Genomic DNA, 23,857 nt, shown 5'->3' with positions numbered 1-23,857 from the left:
TGTTATTTACGGGGTGGTTTATCATTATCGCTCTCTTGTCCGAAAAAGATGAAACCTCGATCGCGCTCATAAAAAATGAAATAAACCAAAAAACGTAATAGCCGGATAAAAATCAGTAATTGCTGTAACAGGAAAATAAGGGCAACAATTCATCCGCCTGGTTTATAGGCCTGAAACGACAATAGCCTCAACCTACAGGATGATCACAATGAAGATGAAACATGCACTGCTCGCCGCCTGTGCGGCGCTGGCGCTGTTCAGCCAGACCAGCGTGGCAAAAGAAGTGAAGATCGGCATGGCGATTGACGATTTGCGACTCGAGCGCTGGCAGAAAGACCGCGACATTTTCGTAAAACAGGCTGAGACGCTGGGCGCGAAGGTGTTTGTTCAGTCAGCCAACGGCAACGAAGAGACACAGATGTCGCAGATTGAAAATATGATCAATCGCGGTGTCGATGTGCTGGTGATTATTCCCTACAACGGTCAGGTATTGAGTAATGTTGTCGCTGAAGCGAAACGGGAAGGCATTAAAGTGCTGGCGTATGACCGAATGATAAATAATGCCGATATCGACTTTTATATCTCTTTCGATAATGAAAAAGTGGGCGAGCTTCAGGCCGAGAGCATTGTGAAACAGGTGCCTAAGGGCAACTATTTTTTAATGGGCGGATCGCCTGTGGATAATAACGCACGCCTGTTTCGTGCCGGACAGATGAAGGTGTTAAAACCCTATATTGATAACGGCAGCATTAAAATTGTTGGCGACCAGTGGGTCGATGCCTGGCTGCCGGAAAATGCCCTGAAAATTATGGAAAATGCCCTGACCGCCAACGGCAACCATATCGATGCGGTGGTGGCCTCTAACGATGCCACCGCAGGCGGCGCGATTCAGGCGCTGAGCGCGCAGGGGCTGGCAGGAAAAGTGGCGATCTCCGGTCAGGATGCCGATCTGGCAGCCATTAAGCGTATCAAAGCGGGCACCCAGACCATGACGGTTTACAAACCGATCACTGAGCTCGCCACCGAAGCGGCGAAAATTGCTGTAGAGCTGGGCGAGGGCAAAACACCTGCCAGCAACAGCACGCTGAACAATGGTCTGAAAGAGGTTCCGTCACGGCTGCTGAAGCCGATTCCGGTCAACAAAGACAATATTGAAAGCACCGTGGTGAAAGACGGTTTCCACAAACAGAGCGAACTCTGACTGCGCATAGCGTGAGGGAGAACAGTCGATGCTGCTGGAAATGAAAAATATCACCAAGCGTTTCGGTGCCGTGAAGGCGCTGAATGATGTCAGCCTGCAACTTGAGGCGGGCGAAGTGATGTCGCTGTGTGGTGAGAATGGCTCGGGCAAATCGACGCTGATGAAAATCCTGTGCGGACTCTATCCGCACGGCGATTTTGAAGGGCAGATTCACTTCTCTGGCGACGACATTCAGGCGCAGACCATTCGCGATACCGAGCGTAAAGGCATTGTGATTATTCATCAGGAGCTGGCGCTGGTGCGGCAACTGACGGTGATGGAGAACATTTTCCTCGGTGCCGAACTGAGCCGTTTCGGCATGGTGGATGATGAAACCATGACCCTGCGCTGCCAGCAACTGCTGGCGCGGGTCGGGCTGAACGTTTCTCCCGCCACCCGGGTCGGTGAGTTAGGCCTTGGGCAGCAGCAACTGGTGGAGATTGCCCGCGCCCTTAACAAACAGGTCCGGCTGCTGATTCTGGATGAGCCGACCTCTTCCCTGACGGAGCAGGAAACGGACGTGCTGCTCGGCATCATCCGCAATCTGCGTGAACACGGCATTGCCTGCATCTACATCTCGCACAAGCTGAATGAGGTTAAGGCGATCTCCGATACCATCTGCGTGATTCGTGACGGCCAGCATATTGCTACCCGTCCGGCAGCGGGCCTGAGCGAAGATGACATCATCACCATGATGGTGGGACGCGAGCTGACCGCGCTCTATCCCCACGCGCCGCATCAGATTGGCGACGTGATACTGAAAGTTGAAAACCTCACCGCCTGGCATCCGGTTAACCGCCACATCCGCCGCGTTAACAATGTCTCGTTCTCGCTCAGACGCGGTGAAATCCTCGGCATCGCCGGGCTGGTGGGCGCGGGCAGGACTGAGACAGTCCAATGTCTGTTTGGCGTCTGGCCGGGGCGCTGGCAGGGCGATATCTGGATCAATGGCAAACAGGTCAACATCACCGATTGCCGCGCCGCCATTGCGCACGGCATCGCGATGGTGCCGGAAGATCGTAAAAAAGATGGCATCGTGCCGCTGATGGCGGTGGGCAAAAATATTACCCTGGCGGCGCTGGACCAGTTCAGCCACCGGCTCTCAACGCTGGATGAAGCGCAGGAGCAGCAGGCGATCAACGACGCGATCGGTCGGCTGCGGGTGAAAACCTCCTCATCAGAACTGCCGATTGGCCGTTTAAGCGGCGGCAACCAGCAGAAAGCGATTCTGGCGAAATGTCTGCTGCTCAATCCAAAAATCCTGATCCTCGATGAACCGACGCGCGGCATTGATGTGGGCGCACGTCAGGAGATCTACCTGCTGATCAATGCACTGGTTCAGCAGGGTATCGCGGTGATTGTGATTTCCTCTGAGCTGCCGGAAGTGCTGGGCCTGAGCGATCGGGTGCTGGTGATGCATGAAGGGCAGATCAAAGCCGATTTGATTAACGATAACCTGACTCAGGAGCAGGTGATGGAAGCTGCCCTGCGGAGTGAACATTATGCTTAAAAGTGAAAGTACCCAAAGCCGCCTCTCCGGCACGCCGGGCAAACCGTCACCGGGCAGGTTCACACTGCCTAATCTGCAGGTTCTGGTGATGCTGGGCGCAATTGTGCTGATTGCCCTGTTCTTTACCTGGACCACAGACGGCTCGTGGCTCAGTGCGCGTAACGTCTCCAACCTGCTGCGTCAGACCGCCATTACCGGCATTCTGGCCGTGGGTATGGTGTTCGTAATTATCTCGGCGGAGATCGACCTGTCAGTAGGTTCCATGATGGGCCTGCTGGGTGGCGCGGCGGCGATATTCGACGTCTGGCTCGGCTGGCCGTTGCCGCTGACCATCGTGGTGACGCTGGTGATGGGATTACTGCTTGGCACGTGGAATGGCTGGTGGGTGGCCTACCGTAAAGTGCCTTCGTTTATTGTGACGCTGGCGGGGATGCTGGCTTTCCGCGGTGTTCTGGTCGGGATTACCGATGGCACTACGGTTGCGCCGATCACGCCGGGCATGTCGCAGATTGGTCAGAGTTATCTGCCGGGCGGCGTCGGTTTCGGCTTTGGCGTTGCCGGTCTGGCGTTGTTTATGTTGTGGCAGTGGCGGCTGCGGCTGCGTCGTCAGCAGCTCGGACTGGCGCAGGGCGCAGCCAGCGGCACCATCGGACGTCAGGCGATCACCGCCATCTTAGTGCTGGGTGCCATCTGGTTGCTCAACGACTATCGCGGCGTGCCGACCCCGGTGTTACTGCTGGCCGTGCTGTTGCTGGCGGGCATGTTTATGGCAACCCGCACCGCGTTTGGCCGTCGTATCTACGCCATCGGCGGCAACATTGATGCTGCGCGCCTGTCTGGCATTAACGTGGCGCGTACCAAGCTGGCGGTGTTTGCCATCAACGGTGTGATGGTGGCGATTGCCGGGCTGATCCTCAGTTCACGGCTGGGCGCAGGTTCGCCGTCGGCGGGTAATATTGCGGAACTCGACGCTATCGCCGCCTGTGTGATCGGCGGCACCAGCCTGGCGGGTGGCGTGGGTTCGGTTGCGGGCGCGGTAATGGGAGCCTTTATTATGGCCTCGCTGGATAACGGCATGAGCATGATGGATGTGCCGACTTTCTGGCAGTACATCGTCAAAGGCGCGATTCTGCTGCTGGCGGTGTGGATGGATACGGCAACGCGGCGTCGGGTGTAATCGCGCGGGCGATCACATTGTGGCGCAAACAATTTTTTTGCCCCTTTCAGCCGTGTTATGCAATGCGCTGAGGATTTAAGGGAACGCGCCATCATGCATGAGAAACGCTATCGCATTACCCTGCTGTTTAACGCCAACAAAGTGTATGACCGTCAGGTTGTGGAGGGCGTCGGTGAGTATCTGCAGGCGTCGCAGACTGACTGGGATATCTTCATCGAAGAAGATTTCCGCTGCCGCATCGACAACATCCGGGAGTGGCTGGGCGATGGGGTGATCGCCGATTACGACGATCGCTCTATCGAAACCCTGCTGTCAAATGTCTCCGTGCCGATTGTCGGCGTTGGCGGCTCTTACCACCGGCAGGAGGATTATCCGCCGGTGCACTACATTGCCACTGACAACGCCGCGCTGGTGGAGAAAGCCTTTCTGCATCTGAAAGAGAAGGGCATTAACCGCTTTGCCTTTTATGGTTTACCGGTCTCCAGCGGCAAGCGCTGGGCACAGGAGCGTGAACAGGCGTTTCGCCAGCTGGTGGGACGTGAACGCTATCAGGGCGTGGTCTATCAGGGCATGGAAACCGCGCCGGAAAACTGGCAGCACGCCCAGAACCGTCTCGCCGACTGGTTGCAGACGCTGCCGCCGCAAACCGGCATTATCGCCGTCACGGATTCACGGGCGCGACACCTGCTGCAGGCGTGCGAACACCTGAAAATACCGGTGCCGGAGAAGCTTACGGTGATCGGGATTGATAATGAGGAGCTGACCCGCTATCTGTCACGCGTGGCGCTCTCGTCCGTGGCGCAGGGCTCACGGCAGATGGGCTATCAGGCGGCCAAACTGCTGCATCGGCTGCTGGATAAGCAACCCTTACCGCTTCAGCGCATCCTGGTGCCGCCGGTGAAAGTCATCGCCAGGCGCTCTACCGACTTCCGCTCGCTGCGCGATCCGGCGGTGATTCAGGCGATGCACTACATCCGCTTCAACGCCTGTAAGGGGATTAAAGTGGAGCAGGTGCTGGATGCCGTCGGGCTATCGCGCTCTAATCTGGAAAAACGCTTTCGGGATGAGACCGGCGACACCCTCCATGCGATGATCCACCGTGAAAAACTGGAAAAAGCGCGCGAGCTGCTGGCTTCATCATCGCTCAACATCAATGAGATCTCACAGATGTGCGGCTATCCTTCGCTGCAATACTTCTATTCGGTCTTCCGCAAAAGCTACGACACCACGCCGAAAGAGTACCGGCAGCATTTTGGGGAGAATGTGTTGTAGCAGGAAGCGTTCAGTCTGAGGTGGATGGAAACCGGATGAATCAGGGCGGCTTGAGCCACTAGATTATCCGCTGCTCACTCTGCTCCAGCACCGCCAGCGCCAGCCCGTTGGCCGGATCGATCCGTTGCTCAGGAAAGTGCAGCAGGGTATGTGCGGCGGTAAAGGCCAGCGCGTTGCCGTGGGCGGTAGTGCGCACCGCCTTGCAGAAGACCTCACTGGCGTTCCACGGACAATCAATGATGATGGTGGCGGGATTGAGCAGCAGCATAATCTGACTCAGCGCTGCACCCAGATAGCCACCCGCCTGCGCCATCACCTCATCCACCACGCGCGGCGCACTGTCGCGGTTCTGCCAGCTCAGGCCAGGCTGACGCTGCGCCAGCTGCTGTTTAACCGCTGGCTGGCTGACCAGCGCTTCCAGGCAACCGCGGCGGCCACAGCTGCAACGCGGGCCGTCGGGCTGGACAACCAGATGTCCCGCCTCGCCCGCCGTCCAGCTGTGCCCGGTAAATACTTCGCCATGCTGTACCAGTGCGCCGCCAATTCCCTCGGAAATACGCAGATAAAAGTGACCGCTCTCCACAGATAATCCACGCAGCTGTACCGCCAGCAGCGCAGCGGCTTTGACATTATTCATAATGCGGATGGGGAGACTGACGTGCTTACTCAGCGCGCCCAGCAGGTCAACATCCTGCCATTCGAGGGGCAATGAAATATGCATCCAGCCGCGCCGGGGATCGACGATACCGGGAAAACCCAGGCCAATGCCGAGCAAATCAGGATAGCTTTTCATCAGTTCCCGGCACAGCATCGCCAGCTCAGCCAGCAGTCGGGTCGGGTTACTGGTATCGGTGCGCAGCGTCTTTTCAGCCAGCACCTGTGAAAAATAGTCGCAGACCCGCCAGTGGATAACGTTGCGTTCCACCATGATGCCTGCGCTCTTGAGCTTTTCCGGCCGCAGGGTAATCCCGATTTTAGGCCGTCCGGCGGACGCGACGCTGACCGGTCCCAGCTCCTCTATCAGACCCTGCTCCAGCAGGTCATCAATGATTAATGAGACGGTATTTTTGCTGAGTGTCAGCGCCTCCGCCAGATCCTGACGCGACGTCACGCGCAGCTTACGCAGCTGAGTCATCACCCGTTTCTGGTTATTCAGTCGCAGTAGTGCCGGGCCTTTGCCGTTCGTTTTCATTACGGGTTCACTCAACAGAGGAGTAAGAATTGAGTGTATCAGCCCATACGTATTCCACATCCCACACTTTTGCGGGCGGTTTCACACAACCCGATCGCCTGTGGCTAAGATCGTGACCGCGATCAGATCGTGGGATTAATGCCGGGTTTTCTGCTGCACCAGTGGCCGGACGTCGGAATGATCCTGACTCAGCGCGTCCGGCTGCGCCGGGCATGGGCGGAAGGGCAAAGGCCGTATAGCGCGTCGTTATGAAGAGGGGCTTCAGGCCCGATGAGCGCAGTGACCCGGCGCTGCCGGGTCACTGTTTAATATTCGTCGCCGCGTACCCGACTGCGATAGCTTTCCCAGTCGAAGCGCACCCACAGGCTGTTGCCGAGGCGCATACGGTCCATGACACGTTCGCCCAGCAGCGTATTCATGCCCGCATGGTCGAGGTTGGATAACATGCCGGTCGGGCGTTTCGAGGAGGATCGGCGATCGACAATCTGGTTGATAATCACTTTTTCGTAGCGCGATTCGCTCTGCATACCGATCTCATCAATCACCAGCAGATCAACACTGCTGAGATCCTGAATCAGCCGCTCTTCGGTAATGCCGCTGCTGCCGCTGAAGGTGCCCTTCATGCTCGACATCAAATCAGCAACCGTCACGATCAGCACGCTTTTACCGCGCAGGATCAGGTCGTTGCCAATCGCGGCGGCCAGATGGTTTTTACCGGTGCCGGGACGGCCTGAAAAGACAAAACTGGCGATGCTGCCATCAAATTCAGCGGCATACTGACGCGCCAGTTCCAGCGCCTTGCGCTGTCCCTCATTCTCTACCCGGTAATTATCAAATGAGCAGTTCATATGCAGCTCGCGAATGCCGGAACGGCCCATTACGCGCTGCATTTTCATTGCGCGATTCTCACGCACAATCGCCTCTGATCGCAGGCGACCCTGCTCCTGATTCCACGCCAGTAGCTCTTCGCCATTGGCAAATTTAGGACGTGTGCCTGCGGGCATCATTTTTTTCAGACGGTTAAAGAGATCGTTTGGCGTTTTCATCATTCACCTCGGAAACCATCGGGAATGGTACGGTCAGGATCGGGCAACTGCGTGATATCACGCTTCGGTTGCCCGCCGTTTGCGGCACGGTTCATCTGAATGCTGCGTGCCAGTTTCTGTTGCCACTGCACATGATGGAACATCCGGCCTTCCGCCTGCCAGTAGGCCACAAAGGCCGCCAGCTCACTGGGGGTCACCGGTTCGCCCAGCGCCACACCCCAGATCGCGGCCTGGCGCGTAAAGTCGGCATCCGGCTGCCAGCCCTGATACATGGCGAACTTACCAGCCGGCGTATGGATCGCGGCGGGGGAATCGTCATACAGGCTGTCATCCAGCGCCACATCATTCGGCTGCCGGGCGGCGGCTTCCAGCGCCAGCAGCTCAGCCAGACGCTTAGGTGTGATGGCGTACATCACCGGCGCATAATTATCTAACACCGCCAGCGTGCCCTTTTCCGCCTGCTGCAGGGCAGTCAGCGGATCCTGTCGGAAGGCATCCAGGCCAATGAGCGTTGAAGTTAAGATTTTAGCTGACATGAAAAGACCTGAGGTTAACGAACACCTTGCGCCGGGAACCCGTCGCCGACGCAGAAGTGTTTATTGTACCTTTTTTAATGATGCGGATCGCTTAAAAAGCAAGAGTGCGGATCAGTGCGAGGTGACCGGAGAAGTGGCGTGACGGGCCGGTGCAGATTCGGTGGCGTGCACGCTGACGGCCGCGGCGGCCGGACGGGTCTGCCATAAATAGCGAACCGAAGCCAGCCAGCACAGGCCGTAACCCAGCAGCTCTGTGCCCTCTTCGGCCATGTTTTTCACCACGCGGTTGTAATCTCCCAGCATCAGGTGCTGCCACAACGCATGAATACCAAACAGTCGTGAGAAGACCAGCACCACTAAAAAGCCGGAGGCCATCACCGGCCAGCTGCGGTGCTGCAGCAGCCTGGCCAGCGCGTGCAGGGTTTTTTTCGGCGTCCGCAGCGCGACGGCCAGACAACCGGCCGTCACCGCCAGGGCGAACCAGATCCAGCTGCCATGCTGGATGGCATCAAACACAAAGTCGAGCTCACGGATCAGCATACAGCTATAGAAGCCCGCCACTAAGGTCAGCGCGCCGCGCTGAGCCGGACGGCGCTGGGCCGCAATAAAGAACAGGGCGGCAATCACCGCCAGCATGATTTCCTGGGTGGTTTCAGTAAAAGAAGTTTCGTGCAGCGCATCATTCATCCAGGCCACATCAATATAGATGGGCAATATCATCAGAGCGAGAAAGAGTGCTGCCAGTATGAAGACCGTCATTTCACGGCCAATAATTGTCAAATCGTTGCGCATAGTGTTACCAGTATAATGATTAGCGGACTCATTATATTTTAAACGCCCGATTCCCTTTCTCTTTTCATGCCCCGGTCAGAAGCTGGCGCTGAAGCCAAAGGTATAAAGTTGCTGCTCCTGGTTATTCAGCGCTTCGCTTTGTGAAAACGCGGCGAAAGCCGCCAGATTATCGTTCAGAGGCACTTGTGCACCGATGCTCAGATCGATGCCTTCGGACTGATCGGTGCCGTTCGTCGCCTCACGCCGGGGATTCTGCGGCGTGTCTGCCAGCAGATAGTGATAACTCAGCTGCGCCCAGGGCGATATCCATCCCTGCTGTGAATCGATGCGCCAGCCGACGCTGGCGCTCTGCTCACGACTCTGCTGATCGCTGTAGTCACATTGCAGACAGTTCATCTGCTGCGGATCAACGGCATACTGCGCCACCGGCCCGGTGGTAAATGACGGGGCAATGGGCAGGTCAACCCCAGCCCGATAGCGTTTTCCCAGCGGGGTGGTGCCTACGCTGCCGGTTTCACTGTGGACGGCGATGGGTGACGCGGTGGGAGAGTTGATGGCGGCTTCAAACAGGGCGCGGCTCTCATCGCTGAAGGCGAGTGGCGTCAGGGCGATCTTCTCCGCCAGAATCGTATCGTAGTCGGGCAGAAAGTCGGGATGCTGAGGCGCAGAGATGCCGCCGCGCGCAAAAGTCGGTTGCGTTAAGATTAACAGCCATACAGCACAGCAGATCCGCAGACCTTTCCAACCGCTTCTCGGCAACATCGCTTCTCCAGGCAAGGCTGAAGTTATTATCCGGCGTTTAAATTAAATTTCGGCCCGTCTCTGTTATTTAACCGGTGATCGTTTAACTATCAACCGATTAATTCTAAGATCAAGCGGACCGCTAAAATATTCTCGTTATAAAGGAACAAAGCGATGCAACGATGTGGTTGGGTAACGCAGGATCCCCTCTATCTGGCTTATCACGACAGGGAGTGGGGTGTGGCACAGAGAGACAAGCGTGCGCTGTTTGAGATGCTCTGTCTGGAAGGACAGCAGGCGGGGTTATCCTGGATTACCGTGCTGAAAAAGCGGGAAAACTATCGGGCGGCGTTTTACCAGTTTGATCCGCAGGCCATAGCGTTGATGGATGCGGCAGAGATCGACACGCTGATGCTCAACAGCGGTATTATCCGCCACGCCGGTAAAATCGCGGCGATTATCGCCAACGCTCGTGCTTATCTCCAGATGGAAGCGCAAGGCGAGGATTTCAGCCACTTCGTCTGGCAATTTGTCGATAACGCGCAAATCGTCCACCATTATCCTGACTATAGTCAGGCTCCCACCACCTCAGAGCAGGCCATTGCGCTCTCGAAGGCGCTAAAGCAGCGTGGTTTCAAATTCATCGGCCCCACAATCTGCTACTCCTTTATGCAGGCCTGCGGGCTAATAAACGATCATCAGAGCAACTGTTTTTGCCATCCTGACAACCAAAAGGCGTAATTCCCGCTAAATCAGGATTTTTCCTCACTACATTCCCGGCCACCAGGCGGCATAATCGTGCCACTTATGGGAAAGGTTTTCCCCTGTGTGTCGAATGTAAGGGAACAAAAATGCAGAAGAAATTAATCGCCATCACCTTGTTATTAAGCGGCAGTCTGGCCCTGCCAGGTTGTACCACCAATCCTTACACCGGCGAATCTCAGGCGGGTAAGTCAGGTGTGGGCGCAGGCCTGGGTGCGTTAGTGGGTGCCGGTGTCGGTGTACTCTCCTCGTCGAAGAAAGATCGCCGTAAAGGTGCGCTGATTGGTGCTGCTGGCGGAGCCGCACTGGGCGGTGGCGTGGGCTACTACATGGATGTGCAGGAAGCGAAACTGCGCGACAAGATGCGCGGAACGGGCGTCAGCGTGACCCGTAATGGCGATAACATCGTCCTGAATATGCCAAACAATGTCACCTTCGACTCCAGCAGCAGCAATCTTAAACCTGCCGGCGCGAACACCCTGACAGGTGTTTCAATGGTGCTGAAAGAGTATCCGAAAACCGCGGTAAACGTAGTGGGTTATACCGACAGCACCGGCACCCGCGCGCTGAACATGCGTCTGTCACAGCAGCGTGCTGAAAGCGTCGCCAGCGCGTTGATCGTGCAGGGTGTTGCCAGCGATCGCCTGCGCACCCAAGGTGCAGGCCCGGATAACCCGGTTGCCAGCAACAGCACCGAAGCAGGCAAAGCACAAAACCGTCGTGTTGAGATCACGCTCAGCCCGCTGGGATAAACGCGGTCGCCCCCGCCCGGGGGCGCCTTTTTTCTGTAAAGCATCGCGTTAAAAGTATCTGTAATGTTTCTGCGAATAGAGCCAACAGAGGCTTTATGGTAGCCTGATCAAAAATTGATCAATGGACGCCTTCCTATGTCTCTTAAAGCCATCGCTGCGGTTTTAGGTCTTTCCGTAACGACCGTCAGCCGCGCCCTCAACGGTTATCAGGATGTCGCTCAGGAGACGCGTAAACGCATCGAAGAGGAAGCGCAGCGGCGTGGCTACCGGCCTAATGCGGCGGCCCGGCGTCTGAAAACCGGCCGTGCTAACGCGGTGGGGTTCGTCTACCCGATCGGTGCCTCTCCCCTGAATGGCAGCGACTTCAGCGACATGCTGCTGGCGCTGGAGCATCACCTTGCCCGTTATGACATTAACCTGCTGTTGCTGGCGGATAAGCAGCAAAGTCAGGCGACGCTGACACGCCTGCTGCGCAGTGGCGCCGTTGATGCCCTGATCGTCGGCCACACTACGCCAGAAGACAGTCGGCTTCATGCTCTGCTCCAGACCAATTTTCGTTTTCTGGCGCTGGGCCGCAGCGATCTGCCATCGACCTATGCGTGGTTTGATGTTGATCACCTTGCCGGTTCACAGCTGGCGGTGGGCTGGTCGCTGGCGCAGGGACGGCAGCGGATAGCCTGGCTTGGCAGCAATGAAAACAGTACGCGGGTGCGTGACCGGCGTCAGGGTTATCTGACGGCGCTGGGGGAAGTTACGCCTTATGCGATGGCGGCGGTGGCGCCGTCGCGTCGCGCCGGCTATCAGCAAACCCGGGAGTGGCTGGCAGAGGGGCCAGTACCGGAAGTGATCATCACCGACTGCGCTGCGCTGGCTGAAGGGGCGGCTCTGGCGCTGCAACTGGCCGGGCGTGCAGCGGGCGAGGGTGCCATTCTGCTGGCGGGCTGGGAAGGATTGCCGCGAGATGCGATTCTCGATCATCCCATTGTCGCCATTCGTCAGGCGACGCCGCATCAGGCCGGTGAACAGGTGGCTGAAATGGTCATCCGGCTGATTGATGGCGCACCGCCGGAGACGTTACAGACTCTGTGGCAACCCTGGCTGCAATTACCGGCGTAGCGCTTTTTGCGCCGGGCTTTGCTTGTGCTAGTCTCTGCCGGGTTTCTTATTACGCAGGATATCTCATGAAAATCAGGCCGCCTCGCGCCACCATCAGCGATGTTGCTCACGCGGCACGAACCGGTAAAACCAGCGTTTCACGCTATCTCAATGGTGAACTGCATCTGCTCTCTGCCGGTCTGAAAGCGCGGATCGAACAGGCTATTGCTGATCTCAGCTATCGCCCGAGTCAGATGGCGCGTGGCCTGAAGCGCGGACGTACCCGCCTGATCGGGCTGATTATCGCCGATATTACCAATCCCTATTCTGTTGATGTCATGAGCGGTATTGAAGCCGCCTGCCGCGAGCAGGGCTTCACGCTGCTGATGTGTAATACCAATAACGAAGTGGATCTGGAGCAGCACTATCTGCAATTGCTGAGCAGCTATCAGGTTGAGGGCATTGTGGTTAACGCCGTCGGGATGCGCGAAGAGGTGCTGAACCATCTGCAACAATCCCTGCTGCCGATGGTGCTGATTGACCGTAAAATCCCCGATTTTCCCTGCGATGTGGTGGGCCTGAATAACGCCGAGGCAGCTGAAACGGCAACGCGGCATCTGGTCGACAATGGCTATGATGCGCTGCTGTTTCTTAGCGAGCCGCTGGGCAGCGTCAACACGCGCCGTGAGCGCCTGCAGGCCTTCCGCCAGCTACTGGCAGAGCATCCGCAGGTTGAGCATGAGAATACCGAGGTGGCGCTGCATCAGCCCGCCGCGCTGGATCAGGCGCTGCTGGCCTTTCATCAGCGTCACACCGGCAAACGTTGCGCAGTGATGGTCGCCAACGGGGCGCTGACCCTGCAGGTAGCGCGATCGCTACAGCGACTCAATCTGCACTGGGGCCGCGATATCGGCCTGCTCGGTTTTGACGAACTGGAGTGGGCGGCGCTGGCCGGTGTCGGTATCACCACGCTGAAACAGCCCACCTGGCAGATTGGCTACAGTGCGCTGGAACGCCTGATTGCGCGCATCGAAGGCAGCGGATTGCCGGTTGCCGAGCAGGTCTTCTCTGGCGAACTTATCGTTCGCGGCTCCAGCCAGCCTCTTAACTGAATTTCAGATTTAACCTTCCGTTTACGTGCTCGCTTCGTGAGCACGATCATAATTTCACAGTTTGCTGCTTTGCTTTGGAACCGGTTCCATTTAGGGTTTTTGTATTCGTTATGGGCAGAACCCTGCCATGGAGTAGAACATGAAACCTGACATCATCGTGGTGACCGCCGCATATGGCCACGCACAGATCGCCGCTCTCGGCGGTCAGCGTGCGCTGCTGCCGATTATCCAGCAGGCGGGCGCAGACGGGGTCGAAATCCGCCGCGAACTGCTTGATGACGCGGCACTGGCCGATCTGCCGGCACTGGCCCGGGCGGTGGCGCAGCATCAGCTGCACAGCAGCTATTCGGTGCCCGATACGCTGTTTTGTGACGGCGGCGAAATCAATCCCCGTATAACCCACTACGTTGAAGAAGCACGCCAGTTAAACGCTCAGCGGCTGAAAGTGGCGCTGGGAGAGTTCACCGGTGCGCTGCCTCGCGAAGCGTTGCAGGCGCTGCTGGCGGATCTGCCGTTTCAGCTGACGGTAGAAAACGACCAGACTGAGCATGGCCGACTGGCTCCGTCAGTCGCCTTTTTCACGGCGGTCAGGGAAGCGGATCTGCCGATCAGCATGACCTTTGATATGGGTAACTGGTGCTGGACCGGTGAGGATGCCGATCAGGCGGCGCAGCAGCTGGCTGCGCAGGTGGGCTATGTGCATGTCAAAGCCGCCGTGGCGCACCAGGATAGCTACCGCGCGATTGCGCTGGATGAGGCTGATGACCACTGGCGCACACTGCTGCAACAGTTGCCCGCACAGGCAGCGCGCGGTATTGAATTTCCGCTGGAAGGCGACGATCTGACTGCGGTGACACGCCACTACGTGTCGCTGCTGCGTAACGTGTAAGGAGTGAAGATGACCACGCATCACACTATGCATCAAAACGGTCCGCTTGATGTTGTCACTATCGGTGAAGCGATGGCGATGTTCATCGCCCGTGAAACCGGCGACCTGGCCGCAGCAGAGACCTTTGTTAAACGCGCGGCGGGCGCTGAACTCAATGTGGCGACCGGCCTGGCTCGTCTTGGCCTGAAAGTGGGCTGGGTCAGTCGTATTGGCGATGACGCTTTTGGCCGGTTTATCTGCCAGCAGCTGGAAAAAGAGGGTATCGACCACGCCCGGGTGACGGTCGATAAGCGCTATCCCACCGGTTTTCAGCTCAAGTCCAAAGTCGATGACGGCTCTGATCCGCTGGTGGAATATTTTCGTAAAGGCTCGGCGGCCAGCCATCTGTCGGTCGACGATTTTGACGCGGACTATTTTGGTTCGGCGCGTCATCTGCACCTGAGCGGTGTGGCGGCGGCGCTGTCAGAGAGTTCGCTGGAGCTGCTGAAGCACACCGCCAAAGAGATGCGTGCGCGCGGTAAAACTATCTCGTTTGATCCTAACCTGCGGCCGGTGCTGTGGCGCAGCGAAGAGGAGATGCGTAAGCAGCTCAATCTGCTGGCGGAGTATGCCGACTGGGTACTGCCGGGCGAAAAAGAGGGGCTGATTCTGACCGGCTATCGTCAGCCAGAAGCGATCGCGGATTTCTATCTCGATAAGGGTGTGAAAGCGGTCGTGATTAAAACCGGTTGTGACGGTGCCTGGTATAAAACGGCGCAGGGCGAGCAGGGCCAGGTTGAGGCGATAAAAGTCGACAACGTGGTGGATACGGTAGGCGCCGGAGACGGCTTTGCCGTTGGCGTCATCAGCGCCCTGCTGGAAGGTCAGTCGTTGCCGCAGGCGATTCGTCGCGGCAACAAAATTGGTTCGATGGCGATTCAGGTCATTGGTGACAGCGAAGGTCTGCCGACGCGTCAGCAACTGGGCGACGTGTAGTTCGCGCCCCTCTACAGTCACAGGAGTTCCCGATGAAAAAGCAGACAATCGCGCCAAAACGCTGGTGGTTCATCATGCCCATCGTGTTTATCACCTACAGCCTGGCGTATCTCGATCGTGCAAATTTTAGCTTCGCTTCTGCTGCCGGGATTAATGACGATCTCGGCATCACCAAAGGCATGTCCTCGCTGCTGGGTGCGCTGTTCTTCCTGGGTTACTTCTTTTTCCAGATCCCGGGTGCAATTTACGCCGAACGCCGCAGCGTCAAGAAACTGATCTTCTGGTGTCTGATCCTGTGGGGCGGCTGTGCCTCACTGACCGGCGTGGTCAGCAACATTCCGATGCTGGCGGCCATTCGCTTTATTCTGGGCGTGGTGGAAGCCGCGGTGATGCCCGCGATGCTGATCTACATCAGCAACTGGTTTACCAAGTCGGAACGTTCACGCGCCAACACCTTCCTGATCCTGGGTAATCCGGTCACGGTGTTGTGGATGTCGGTCGTGTCAGGCTATCTGATTGAATCGTTTGGCTGGCGTGAGATGTTTATCTTCGAAGGGATTCCGGCGGTGGTCTGGGCGATCGCCTGGTGGTTCCTGGTGCAGGATAAGCCGGCGCAGGCGCGCTGGATGAGCGATGCCGAGAAAGCGGCATTGCAGGCTGAACTGCAGAAAGAGCAGGAAAATATTAAAGCGGTGCGCAACTACAGCGAAGCGTTCCGCAACCGCAACGTGATCATTCTCTGCCTGCAATATTTTGCCTGGAGCATCGGCGTCTATGGCTTTGTGCTGTGGCTGCCGTCGATTCTGCGTAATGGCACGCAGATGGGCATGGTAGAGGCGGGCTGGCTCTCCGCAGTGCCTTATCTGGCGGCGACCATTGCGATGGTGGTGGTCTCCTGGGCGTCGGATAAAACCCAGAACCGTAAGCTGTTCGTCTGGCCGCTGCTGCTGGTGGGCGCGCTGGCGTTCCTGGGCTCTTATCTGGTGGGATCGAACAATTTCTGGATGTCCTACACCCTGTTAGTGATTGCCGGTGCCGCGATGTATGCGCCTTATGGGCCGTTCTTCGCCATTATTCCTGAGATGCTGCCACGCAATGTCGCCGGTGGCGCAATGGCGCTGATCAACAGTATGGGTGCGCTGGGGTCGTTTATCGGTTCATGGATTGTCGGCTATCTTAATGGAGCCACCGGCAGCCCGTCCGCGTCCTACATCTTTATGGGATCGGCCCTGCTGGTTTCGGTGTGGCTGACGCTGATTGTGAAACCGGCGCAGAACAAAGCGCCGCCGCTGCAGGGTGCAAAACCCGCCTGAAAGCGTAAACGTTAGCCTCTATTTCTCCGGGCGGCCTGCAAGCCGCCCGCTACTTATTGACCGGGAGCCACCGAATGAAACCCGCTGTAATTCTCTATAAAAAACTGCCCGACGATCTTTATGCTCGCCTGGCTGAACAGTGTGACGTGACGGAAATCAGCGATCTCTCGCCGGAAAGCCAGCAGGAACATGCTGCGGCGTTCCAGCAGGCAGAAGGTCTGCTGGGATCGGGCGGTAAAGTGAATGGTGAGCTGCTGGCGAAGATGCCCAATCTGCGCGTCTGCTCCAGCGTCTCTGTAGGCTATGACAATTTTGATGTGGATGCGCTGAATCAGCGTCACGTGGTGCTGATGCACACGCCGACCGTGCTGACCGAAACCGTGGCGGACACCATGATGGCGCTGGTACTGAGTACCGCGCGTCGGGTGCCGGAACTGGATGCCTGGGTCAAAGCGGGCAACTGGCAGAAGAGCATCGGTCCGGCACAGTTCGGCATCGACGTGCACCATAAAACGCTGGGTATTCTCGGCATGGGACGTATCGGGATGGCGCTGGCGCAGCGCGCCCACTTTGGCTTCGGTATGAAAATCCTCTACAACGCCCGCCGCGAGCATGAAGAGGCGCAGTCGCGCTTTGGCGCACAGCGCTGTGAGCTGGAAGCGCTGCTGAAGCAGAGTGATTTCGTCTGCATCAGTTTGCCGCTGACTGAAGAGACGCACCATCTGATCGGTGCCGCCGAGCTTGAACTGATGAAGCCGGATGCGGTGCTGATCAACGCCGGTCGCGGGCCGGTGGTGGATGAAAATGCGCTGATCGCCGCGTTGCAGGCGGGTAAACTGCATGCCGCCGGGCTGGATGTGTTTGAGCAGGAGCCGGTCTCTGCCGACTCTCCGCTGCTGTCGCTACCCAATGTGGTGACGCTGCCGCATATCGGTTCTGCCACCCACGAAACCCGCTACGGCATGATGCAGGATGCGGTAGAGAATCTCCTCGCTGCACTCGGCGGAAGCGTCGAGAAAAACTGCGTGAACCCGCAGGCGCTGAAGTAATCCCCTCGCCTTTCCATTGCGCCCGCCCATGGCGGGCGTTATGGTGGACCCCCGATTCGCTATCACAAATATTTAACCGCTATGTCTTTTTCTCAGTTCGGCGACAAATTTACCCAACATTCCGGCATCTCACGTCTGATGGAAGATATGGGCGCGGGCCTGCGAACGCCCGGCACCATCATGCTGGGCGGCGGTAATCCGGCGCAGATCCCGGCCATGAACGACTACTTTCAGCAACTGCTGCAGCAGATGCATGAGGAAGGCAAACTCAGCGAGGCGCTGTGCAATTACGACGGCCCGCGCGGAAAAGCGACGCTGCTGGCGTCGCTGGCCGGGCTGCTGAGCGATCAGCTTGGCTGGCCCATCACCGCACAGAACATTGCGCTGACTAACGGCAGCCAGAGTGCCTTCTTCTATCTGTTTAACCTGTATGCGGGGCGCCGGGCCGATGGCAGCAAAAAGCGGGTGCTGTTCCCGCTGGCGCCTGAGTATCTGGGCTATGCGGATGCCGGCCTGGAAGAGGGGCTGTTTGTGTCGGCGAAGCCGAACATTGAGCTGCTGCCGGAAGGTCAGTTTAAATATCATGTCGATTTTGAGCATCTGCCGATGAATGAAGAGGTCGGGCTGATCTGCGTATCGCGCCCGACCAACCCCACCGGCAACGTAATCACCGATGATGAGCTGATGCAGCTCGATGCGCTGGCGCAGCAGCATGACGTGCCGCTGCTGATCGACAATGCCTATGGCGTGCCGTTCCCCGGCATCATCTTCAGCGAGGTGCGCCCGCTGTGGAACCCCAACATCATTCTCTGCATGAGTCTGTCGAAGCTCGGCCTGCCGGGTGCGCGTTGCGGCATCATTATCGCTGACGAGAAGACCATCACCGCGCTGAGCAATATGAACGGCATCATCAGTCTGGCGCCCGGCAGTATCGGTCCGGCCATTGCCAATGAGATGATCCGTCGCGGCGATCTGTTGCGGCTCTCCGAAGAGGTGATTAAGCCGTTCTATCAGCAGAAGGTGCAGCAGACCATTGCGATCCTGCGGCGCTATCTGCCGGAAGACCGCTGCCTGATCCACAAGCCGGAAGGGGCGATTTTCCTCTGGCTCTGGTTCCGCGATCTGCCGATCACCACCGAATTGCTTTATCAGCGGCTGAAAGCGCGCGGCGTGCTGATGGTGCCGGGCCACTTCTTCTTCCCGGGACTGGAACAGGCGTGGCCGCACACCCATCAATGTATGCGGATGAATTACGTGCCGGATGCAGAGAATATTGAGCGGGCGGTGCAGATTCTGGCGGAAGAGGTTGAGAACGCCTGGCGCGACAGCTAATCCTGCGTATCGGTTAACGACAGCTGGCACCACTGTGCCAGCTGCTGAATCGCCTGTTCCACCTCTGCATTCCAGCCAAAACCGGCATTCAGCCGGAAACAGTGATCGTAGCGCTGGTCGGTGGCAAAAATGTGGCCCGGCGCAATGCCGATGCCCGCGTTGCGCGCTTTCAGAAACAGCTCGCGCACGTTCAGCGCCTGTCGGGGCATCTCAACCCACAGCACATAGCCTCCTTCCGGATCGGACACCCGGGTTCCCGCCGGAAATTCCCGTAACACCGACTGACGCATTTCACGGATTTGTCGTGCCAGCTCACGCCGCAGCTTACGCAGGTGAGCATCATAGCCGCCACTGCGCAGCAGTTCCGCCACCGCCGCCTGCGACAGCACCGAGGTGCCCATGGTTGAGGTATATTTCAGTGAGGCGATTTTGCGCATGTAGTTGACGCTGTGAACCCAGCCGATACGAATGCCTGGCGCCACGGTTTTAGAGAAGCCGCTGCAGAGAATGGCGTTGGGGCTGAAGGCGCGCATCGGGAAAGGGCGGCGTTCACCGAAGGCGGTATCGCCGAAAATATCATCCTCGATGATCACCACATCGTTTTCATCCGCCTGCCGCGCAATATAGGCCTTATGCTCGTTGGGAATGCTTTTTCCCAGCGGATTGTTGACGTTGCACAGGGTGAGAAAAACCCGCACCGCCTTGCGCTGAAACAGCCCGGTGAGCTTCGCGACATCGACATACCCTTCCGGCCCGGCTTCCACTTCAATCACCCGTAAATTGAGGTTATGCAGCATCTGCAGCAGCACGAAATAGCAGGGTGACTCCACGGCGACCACATCGCCTGGCTGGGTCGTGGCGCGCAGCGACAGCGAGATCGCCTCAATGCAGCCGTTGGTGATCAGAATATCGTCAGCGCTGATATTGCAGCCGTAACCCACTGCCCGGCGGGCAATCTCTGTTTTCAGCGGCGCATAGCCGGTGCCCTTCACCGTATTCCCGAGCAGGGCCGGTTTGCTGTAGCCCATCTGACGCATCAGCAGGCCGATGCGCTTGACCGGATAGAGTGCGCTGTCACCGTTGGCCAGATCGAGACGCACCCGGCAGTCTGAGCCAAGCATCGCCAGATGAAGTTCTGTCTGCTCATCAAGCGGCGCGATGGCGCGCGGCTGTTCGCTGACGGCGGGCAGCTGACGGGAAGAGGGCCGCTGCGGCGCAACAAAAAAGCCCGATTTGGGGCGGGCAACGGCGTAGCGCTCATCTTCCAGCGTGCGCAGTGTCTTCAGGGCGGTGGTAAGGCTGACATTGTACTGCGTCGCCAGCGTGCGCACTGACGGCAGACGGCTGTCAGGTGCCAGCGAACCGGCATGAATGGCCTGCTTGATCTGTTCTGCGATCTGGCGGTAACGACTGCTCTGACTCTCCTGTTCCCCGATAATATCGGCCATCTGTTCCACCCCATATCGCGCTGATCTGTGCATATTCAACAGAGTACATTCAAAGTACTTTAGGCTGCATCTCTTAATTATTCATAACGCTAAACGGCCCGGCGACCCCGTCAGCCCCGGGCTTCAGACCATAAAGTGATTCTGTTCACCTGAGGAAAACGTGAGAAATGAATAATCTGCCCGCCATGATGAAGGAGATGGAAGCGTATCTGTCACCCGCCATCATTGAGTCTGCTCAGCGCTGCTCTTTTCGCCTGCTGGCAGCGTTGCCGGATCAGCAGCAGCTGGAGAATAACCGTGTGCTGCTCGCCTATGGCGGGGGAAAAGACAGCAGCTACATGGTGGCTTACGTGCGTTACATTCAGGGACTGATCTGGCAGCAGCAGGGCAGCACCTTTCATCTGCGGATCAGCACCAATCGCCATGCGGCGATGAATCAGAGCGTAATGGAGAATATCCACCGCGTTTATCAGTCGCTGGGGATGCATGACGATGAACGGGTGGAGTGCCTGGTGGTGGATGGCCTGCTGATCCGGCCGTTTGACCGCGACCTGCCGATGCCGGAGAGCGTGCGGCAGCAGAACCGCAATGACGTGCTGATGAATGGCCACCGGTTTCGCGCCGACGCGCGCTCGACCTTCTGCAACGCCTGTAATCTCAGCATGGTGAACTCCTTTGGCCTGGCGGCAGACTACAACGGTGGCGTGGATCTGATTGTTACCGGCGACTCGCCACAGGAGCAGGCCGCCTATGTCGCCTGGGCGCGGCACCTCTCACGGCTGTTTGATGCGCCGGTGGCGGACAAAACCCGGGGCTTCAGCGGGTTTCTGCAGACGCTGGATGGCGTGGCAGAGCGCTACTTCAGCGATGTTTATGGCGCCGATCAGCTGACGCCTGCGCACCGCATCACCCACCAGCTGGCGCGCAATCCACTGTTCTTCAACATCTATCAGGACACCGCCTATGAAGCGGGCGCGCACTGGGCACTGCTCAGCGAATTTATGCGCTTCCGTTTTGATGCGCTGATGTTCAGTTTTTCCGAATCCGACTGCGGTAATCCGACGCTGATGGCGCACCTGCGCGGATTGCGGGCAGAAACGCTGCTGCAGCGCCACTATGCCGAAGGGATCCGCGAATATGTGCGCTTTGCGCTGGGACTGATGGTGAAGAAAGATTTTCCGCCCGCGCTAATCGATGAGATGGCAGCACGCTATCAGGATGACGCCGCGATCCAGCGGCAGCGGCAGCGCGCGGCGGACTTCGCCATACAGGCGTTTGACCTCAGCGAAGATCAGCTGATCTGCATGATCTACTCCCCGTTCCTGGCGCAGGGAGAGCAGCTCGGACACTGGCTGATGCAGCAGCAGATTACGCTGGATGAGGCGGCCATCCGCGACCTGCTTGAGCAACGCAGTGAGGATGGCGCGCTGGCACAGCAGTTAACCCGGCTCTCTGGCATGACGCTGACGCAGATGCGGCACTGCTGGCAGAGCAAGCCGGTCAGTTCGCTGCTGGAGGGCAAAAGTGCCGATCCGCTGTCGCGCGTGCTGCGTTTTGATCCCCACAAAGCGGTGATTCAGGTCAATAACGGTGTACTGAATGACATCGTGACAGAAATCATTTCCGGGCGATAACCCGGTAAGGCGAGGCGATGAAAAAGATTTTTCTGCAAATTGGCGCCACCCGCGACGGGCAAAATCCTTACTGCGCGGTGGCGAAGCGCGACGGCTATTTTACCGTGCTGGCTGAAATGGGTGATTTCGTCGATTACCAGTCGTTAAGCCTGGCTCTGCCATTTGATCTGATCATTCGCCTCGATCGACCCGAGAATCCCTGGGAGGTGATGCAGGCCTATCTGCACGCCGGTTTACTGGCGCATCCGCTGGTGGTGCTGGCGGGCTTTGAAGCCTACAACGCCAGCGCCGGACGACTGCGCGAGATGCTGGCCGGGCCGGATGCGCCCGCCGCCTTTATTCCGCTGGATAAATATGCGCAGCGCATGGCGCTAAAAAAAGCCTGGCCGCGCTTCCCGCAGCCGGAGTTCCGCTTTTTCGCCTCGCCGCTCAGCATTCTGGATGCCGGACAGGCGCTGATCTATCCCTGCGTCGTGAAGCCGGTGGATGGCGGCGGCGGCCTGGGCATCTGGCTGATTGAGCATGCCGATCAGCTGCATAGCGTAGTGAAACAGCTGGTGCAGACCATGAATTACGGCGGACGCGGTTTCAGCGGCTTTATTGTGGAAAGCGCACTGATCGGCGATGAGTTTTCATTACAGGGCGTGGTGCATCAGGGACATCCCCAGGCGCTGACCTGCTGCCAGAAGGTGATTGAGCAGCACCGGGATGCTGAGGGCTGCGTCAGCTTTTATGAGTCGGGGCATGTGGCGATGGCGGCAGCGGCCCTGCCAGCCTCGTTCAGCAGCCTGATGACCTTCTGTTGTGAAACCTTTGGCTATTGTCAGGGTGCATTTCATATCGATTTTATTGTGGTCAACGGCGTGCCGCATTTCCTGGAGATGGGGTTCCGGCTCTCCGGCATGGGTGTGGCGACGCTGGTGCAGGAGGCGACCGGCATCAACTGGGCAGAAGTCACCTTCCGGCTGGAGGCGGGTGGCGCATTGCCCGCGTTTGCCTTCACCACACCCGGTGCGGTCGGCCAGCTGCGGTTACGGCAACCGGCGCAGCTGCAGGCTGCCGAACGCTGGATCGATCAGCATCAGCAGGGCGCGCTGTTACCGCCACTCAGATTGCCTGCGTTACAGGTTTCGTCACGCTCATCGCTCTATGCCGACCTGACGCGTCACGCGGGCATTCTGGCCACTTTCAGCCTGACGGCCACAGCGCGTGAGCCGATTATGACCACTTTTCAGCAGGTGATTGCCGCGCAGCCGGTGGCGGCCGGGAGAGATAAAGTATGTGCAGGATGATTCTGGCGCATGGCCGGTTCGACAGCGCAGAAATTCTGGAGGCGGCGCGCGCCATGAGCTGCGGTGAAAGCGCCGAACACGATGGCCCGATCAAATCACACCCTAACGGCTGGGGCTGTCTGTGGCTCGAAGAGGGTGAGATTCGTACCCTGCACGGCACCGGCGCGTTCGCAGAAGCGCTGCCCGGTATCGATGTAGATCGCCTGCGCAGCCGGTTTCTGGCGGTGCATGTGCGGCACGCCACGCTGAGTAAAAATCAGGGACTGGCGTTTTCTCATCCGCTGTGGCGCAACAGCGCCGGACATCAGTGGTACATGATGCATAACGGCTTTCTGCCGACGATTTACCGCCAGCTCGGTCTGGCCGAATCGCGCTTCGATTCAGAAGAGTATCTGCGTTATCTGGTGGATCAGACCACGCCTGCCGATTTCACCCGCGACTATCTGCGCGCAAAGATGGCGCAGGTAGAGCCGGGCGGCAGCGCAGGGAATGCCATTTTCGTTACCCGTGACAAAGCCTGGGCGTGGCAGTGGTATCCGCACGACACGCCCTGGCCCGACTATTTTACGATGCATTTTCAGCAACAGGATGGTTGCACGCTGATCGCCTCTGAACCCGTGGCAATACCAGGCAGCGCTGGCAACTGGCGGCGAATGAACAATCATGAACTCTATGAAATACCGTTTAGGGAGTGATAA

Annotated in this window: 22 protein-coding genes; 16 read left to right on the top strand and 6 right to left on the bottom strand. The window is 58.0% G+C overall.

Annotated features, from left to right (window positions below; all coding sequences use genetic code 11):
• Nucleotides 1-208: 208 nt before the first annotated feature.
• From xylF to xylR, 4 genes are all read left to right on the top strand, one after another.
• Entirely contained in the window at nucleotides 209-1,201 is a 993-nt protein-coding gene (xylF, locus tag ACX8ZY_RS00170; protein WP_010258888.1) for a D-xylose ABC transporter substrate-binding protein, read from the top strand.
• 28 nt (nucleotides 1,202-1,229) lie between these two features.
• Complete coding sequence (locus tag ACX8ZY_RS00165; RefSeq protein ID WP_010258889.1) at nucleotides 1,230-2,750, top strand: xylose ABC transporter ATP-binding protein; 1,521 nt, start codon at nucleotides 1,230-1,232, stop codon at nucleotides 2,748-2,750.
• Nucleotides 2,743-3,927: a xylose ABC transporter permease XylH gene (gene xylH, locus ACX8ZY_RS00160; protein WP_033768410.1), complete on the top strand. Its 1,185-nt coding sequence runs from the start codon at nucleotides 2,743-2,745 to the stop codon at nucleotides 3,925-3,927. The genes ACX8ZY_RS00165 and xylH overlap by 8 nt, the downstream gene beginning before the upstream one ends.
• Before the next feature lie 93 nt (nucleotides 3,928-4,020).
• Nucleotides 4,021-5,199, top strand: coding sequence for a D-xylose utilization transcriptional activator XylR (gene xylR, locus ACX8ZY_RS00155; RefSeq protein ID WP_010672192.1), 1,179 nt, complete (start codon nucleotides 4,021-4,023; stop codon nucleotides 5,197-5,199).
• Nucleotides 5,200-5,257: 58 nt separating this feature from the next.
• On the opposite strand, the gene ACX8ZY_RS00150 is transcribed toward xylR, so the two are convergent.
• From ACX8ZY_RS00150 to ACX8ZY_RS00130, 5 genes are all read right to left on the bottom strand, one after another.
• Nucleotides 5,258-6,391, bottom strand: a complete 1,134-nt coding sequence (locus tag ACX8ZY_RS00150; RefSeq protein WP_132499545.1) for an ROK family transcriptional regulator — start codon at nucleotides 6,389-6,391, stop codon at nucleotides 5,258-5,260.
• 305 nt (nucleotides 6,392-6,696) lie between these two features.
• On the bottom strand, nucleotides 6,697-7,437 hold the full coding sequence (dnaC, locus tag ACX8ZY_RS00145; RefSeq protein WP_010258898.1) for a DNA replication protein DnaC: 741 nt from the start codon (nucleotides 7,435-7,437) through the stop codon (nucleotides 6,697-6,699).
• The gene (gene dnaT, locus ACX8ZY_RS00140) at nucleotides 7,437-7,973 is read right to left on the bottom strand and encodes a primosomal protein DnaT (protein ID WP_033780812.1); all 537 of its coding nucleotides are present in this window, start codon (nucleotides 7,971-7,973) and stop codon (nucleotides 7,437-7,439) included. The genes dnaC and dnaT overlap by 1 nt, the downstream gene beginning before the upstream one ends.
• Nucleotides 7,974-8,084: 111 nt before the next feature.
• Complete coding sequence (locus ACX8ZY_RS00135; RefSeq protein ID WP_010671597.1) at nucleotides 8,085-8,765, bottom strand: hypothetical protein; 681 nt, start codon at nucleotides 8,763-8,765, stop codon at nucleotides 8,085-8,087.
• A gap of 75 nt (nucleotides 8,766-8,840) precedes the next feature.
• Nucleotides 8,841-9,527, bottom strand: coding sequence for an autotransporter (locus ACX8ZY_RS00130; RefSeq protein WP_010258902.1), 687 nt, complete (start codon nucleotides 9,525-9,527; stop codon nucleotides 8,841-8,843).
• Nucleotides 9,528-9,680: 153 nt separating this feature from the next.
• On the opposite strand from ACX8ZY_RS00130, the gene ACX8ZY_RS00125 reads away from it, so the two are divergent.
• The 9 genes from ACX8ZY_RS00125 (at nucleotide 9,681) to ACX8ZY_RS00085 (ending at nucleotide 18,785) form a co-directional block, all read left to right on the top strand.
• Entirely contained in the window at nucleotides 9,681-10,247 is a 567-nt protein-coding gene (locus ACX8ZY_RS00125) for a DNA-3-methyladenine glycosylase I (RefSeq protein WP_228312352.1), read from the top strand.
• Between the two features lie 110 nt (nucleotides 10,248-10,357).
• Nucleotides 10,358-11,020 (top strand): OmpA family lipoprotein, encoded by a 663-nt coding sequence (locus ACX8ZY_RS00120; protein WP_010258904.1) that lies wholly within the window; start codon nucleotides 10,358-10,360, stop codon nucleotides 11,018-11,020.
• A 135-nt stretch (nucleotides 11,021-11,155) separates the two neighbouring features.
• Nucleotides 11,156-12,136 (top strand): LacI family DNA-binding transcriptional regulator, encoded by a 981-nt coding sequence (locus ACX8ZY_RS00115; protein WP_061703506.1) that lies wholly within the window; start codon nucleotides 11,156-11,158, stop codon nucleotides 12,134-12,136.
• 65 nt (nucleotides 12,137-12,201) lie between these two features.
• Entirely contained in the window at nucleotides 12,202-13,227 is a 1,026-nt protein-coding gene (locus ACX8ZY_RS00110; protein WP_061703507.1) for a LacI family DNA-binding transcriptional regulator, read from the top strand.
• A 139-nt stretch (nucleotides 13,228-13,366) separates the two neighbouring features.
• Nucleotides 13,367-14,116, top strand: a complete 750-nt coding sequence (locus tag ACX8ZY_RS00105; RefSeq protein WP_033773196.1) for a hypothetical protein — start codon at nucleotides 13,367-13,369, stop codon at nucleotides 14,114-14,116.
• 9 nt (nucleotides 14,117-14,125) lie between these two features.
• Nucleotides 14,126-15,091, top strand: a complete 966-nt coding sequence (locus ACX8ZY_RS00100) for a sugar kinase (RefSeq protein WP_223566244.1) — start codon at nucleotides 14,126-14,128, stop codon at nucleotides 15,089-15,091.
• 32 nt (nucleotides 15,092-15,123) lie between these two features.
• Nucleotides 15,124-16,404, top strand: coding sequence for an MFS transporter (locus ACX8ZY_RS00095; protein WP_010258909.1), 1,281 nt, complete (start codon nucleotides 15,124-15,126; stop codon nucleotides 16,402-16,404).
• A gap of 74 nt (nucleotides 16,405-16,478) precedes the next feature.
• On the top strand, nucleotides 16,479-17,453 hold the full coding sequence (ghrB, locus tag ACX8ZY_RS00090) for a glyoxylate/hydroxypyruvate reductase GhrB (RefSeq protein WP_010258910.1): 975 nt from the start codon (nucleotides 16,479-16,481) through the stop codon (nucleotides 17,451-17,453).
• Nucleotides 17,454-17,534: 81 nt separating this feature from the next.
• Nucleotides 17,535-18,785, top strand: coding sequence for a valine--pyruvate transaminase (locus ACX8ZY_RS00085; RefSeq protein ID WP_010258911.1), 1,251 nt, complete (start codon nucleotides 17,535-17,537; stop codon nucleotides 18,783-18,785).
• On the opposite strand, the gene ACX8ZY_RS00080 is transcribed toward ACX8ZY_RS00085, so the two are convergent.
• A complete protein-coding gene (locus ACX8ZY_RS00080; RefSeq protein WP_010258912.1) occupies nucleotides 18,782-20,233 on the bottom strand; it encodes an aminotransferase-like domain-containing protein in 1,452 nt (483 codons plus the stop codon). The two genes, ACX8ZY_RS00085 and ACX8ZY_RS00080, sit on opposite strands and share 4 nt — an antisense overlap.
• A 167-nt stretch (nucleotides 20,234-20,400) precedes the next feature.
• Here ACX8ZY_RS00080 and ACX8ZY_RS00075 point away from each other — a divergent pair, with 167 nt between their 5' ends.
• The 3 genes from ACX8ZY_RS00075 to ACX8ZY_RS00065 are packed head-to-tail and all read left to right on the top strand — an operon-like array spanning nucleotide 20,401 to nucleotide 23,854.
• Nucleotides 20,401-21,867, top strand: a complete 1,467-nt coding sequence (locus ACX8ZY_RS00075; protein ID WP_421665163.1) for a hypothetical protein — start codon at nucleotides 20,401-20,403, stop codon at nucleotides 21,865-21,867.
• Nucleotides 21,868-21,884: 17 nt separating this feature from the next.
• Nucleotides 21,885-23,159: an ATP-grasp domain-containing protein gene (locus tag ACX8ZY_RS00070; RefSeq protein ID WP_167430507.1), complete on the top strand. Its 1,275-nt coding sequence runs from the start codon at nucleotides 21,885-21,887 to the stop codon at nucleotides 23,157-23,159.
• On the top strand, nucleotides 23,147-23,854 hold the full coding sequence (locus tag ACX8ZY_RS00065) for a class II glutamine amidotransferase (RefSeq protein ID WP_022624802.1): 708 nt from the start codon (nucleotides 23,147-23,149) through the stop codon (nucleotides 23,852-23,854). The genes ACX8ZY_RS00070 and ACX8ZY_RS00065 overlap by 13 nt, the downstream gene beginning before the upstream one ends.
• Nucleotides 23,855-23,857 lie beyond the last annotated feature (3 nt).

It is taken from the genome of Pantoea sp. XAF26B01_ASV70, assembly GCF_054512635.1.
The sequence above is the reverse complement of the archived record's forward strand: the minus strand, read 5'-3'. Positions and strand labels throughout refer to the sequence as shown.

Coding starts and splice junctions, on each gene's coding strand:
- ACX8ZY_RS00080 (WP_010258912.1), bottom strand. CDS start 20,233: ATGGCCGATATTATCGGGGAACAGGAGAGTCAGAGCAGTCGTTACCGC.
- ACX8ZY_RS00130 (WP_010258902.1), bottom strand. CDS start 9,527: ATGTTGCCGAGAAGCGGTTGGAAAGGTCTGCGGATCTGCTGTGCTGTA.
- ACX8ZY_RS00115 (WP_061703506.1), top strand. CDS start 11,156: ATGTCTCTTAAAGCCATCGCTGCGGTTTTAGGTCTTTCCGTAACGACC.
- xylF (WP_010258888.1), top strand. CDS start 209: ATGAAGATGAAACATGCACTGCTCGCCGCCTGTGCGGCGCTGGCGCTG.
- ACX8ZY_RS00070 (WP_167430507.1), top strand. CDS start 21,885: ATGAAAAAGATTTTTCTGCAAATTGGCGCCACCCGCGACGGGCAAAAT.
- xylH (WP_033768410.1), top strand. CDS start 2,743: ATGCTTAAAAGTGAAAGTACCCAAAGCCGCCTCTCCGGCACGCCGGGC.
- ghrB (WP_010258910.1), top strand. CDS start 16,479: ATGAAACCCGCTGTAATTCTCTATAAAAAACTGCCCGACGATCTTTAT.
- ACX8ZY_RS00165 (WP_010258889.1), top strand. CDS start 1,230: ATGCTGCTGGAAATGAAAAATATCACCAAGCGTTTCGGTGCCGTGAAG.
- ACX8ZY_RS00120 (WP_010258904.1), top strand. CDS start 10,358: ATGCAGAAGAAATTAATCGCCATCACCTTGTTATTAAGCGGCAGTCTG.
- ACX8ZY_RS00085 (WP_010258911.1), top strand. CDS start 17,535: ATGTCTTTTTCTCAGTTCGGCGACAAATTTACCCAACATTCCGGCATC.
- ACX8ZY_RS00065 (WP_022624802.1), top strand. CDS start 23,147: ATGTGCAGGATGATTCTGGCGCATGGCCGGTTCGACAGCGCAGAAATT.
- ACX8ZY_RS00075 (WP_421665163.1), top strand. CDS start 20,401: ATGAATAATCTGCCCGCCATGATGAAGGAGATGGAAGCGTATCTGTCA.
- ACX8ZY_RS00105 (WP_033773196.1), top strand. CDS start 13,367: ATGAAACCTGACATCATCGTGGTGACCGCCGCATATGGCCACGCACAG.
- ACX8ZY_RS00110 (WP_061703507.1), top strand. CDS start 12,202: ATGAAAATCAGGCCGCCTCGCGCCACCATCAGCGATGTTGCTCACGCG.
- ACX8ZY_RS00135 (WP_010671597.1), bottom strand. CDS start 8,765: ATGCGCAACGATTTGACAATTATTGGCCGTGAAATGACGGTCTTCATA.
- ACX8ZY_RS00150 (WP_132499545.1), bottom strand. CDS start 6,391: ATGAAAACGAACGGCAAAGGCCCGGCACTACTGCGACTGAATAACCAG.
- xylR (WP_010672192.1), top strand. CDS start 4,021: ATGCATGAGAAACGCTATCGCATTACCCTGCTGTTTAACGCCAACAAA.
- ACX8ZY_RS00100 (WP_223566244.1), top strand. CDS start 14,126: ATGACCACGCATCACACTATGCATCAAAACGGTCCGCTTGATGTTGTC.
- dnaC (WP_010258898.1), bottom strand. CDS start 7,437: ATGAAAACGCCAAACGATCTCTTTAACCGTCTGAAAAAAATGATGCCC.
- ACX8ZY_RS00095 (WP_010258909.1), top strand. CDS start 15,124: ATGAAAAAGCAGACAATCGCGCCAAAACGCTGGTGGTTCATCATGCCC.
- ACX8ZY_RS00125 (WP_228312352.1), top strand. CDS start 9,681: ATGCAACGATGTGGTTGGGTAACGCAGGATCCCCTCTATCTGGCTTAT.
- dnaT (WP_033780812.1), bottom strand. CDS start 7,973: ATGTCAGCTAAAATCTTAACTTCAACGCTCATTGGCCTGGATGCCTTC.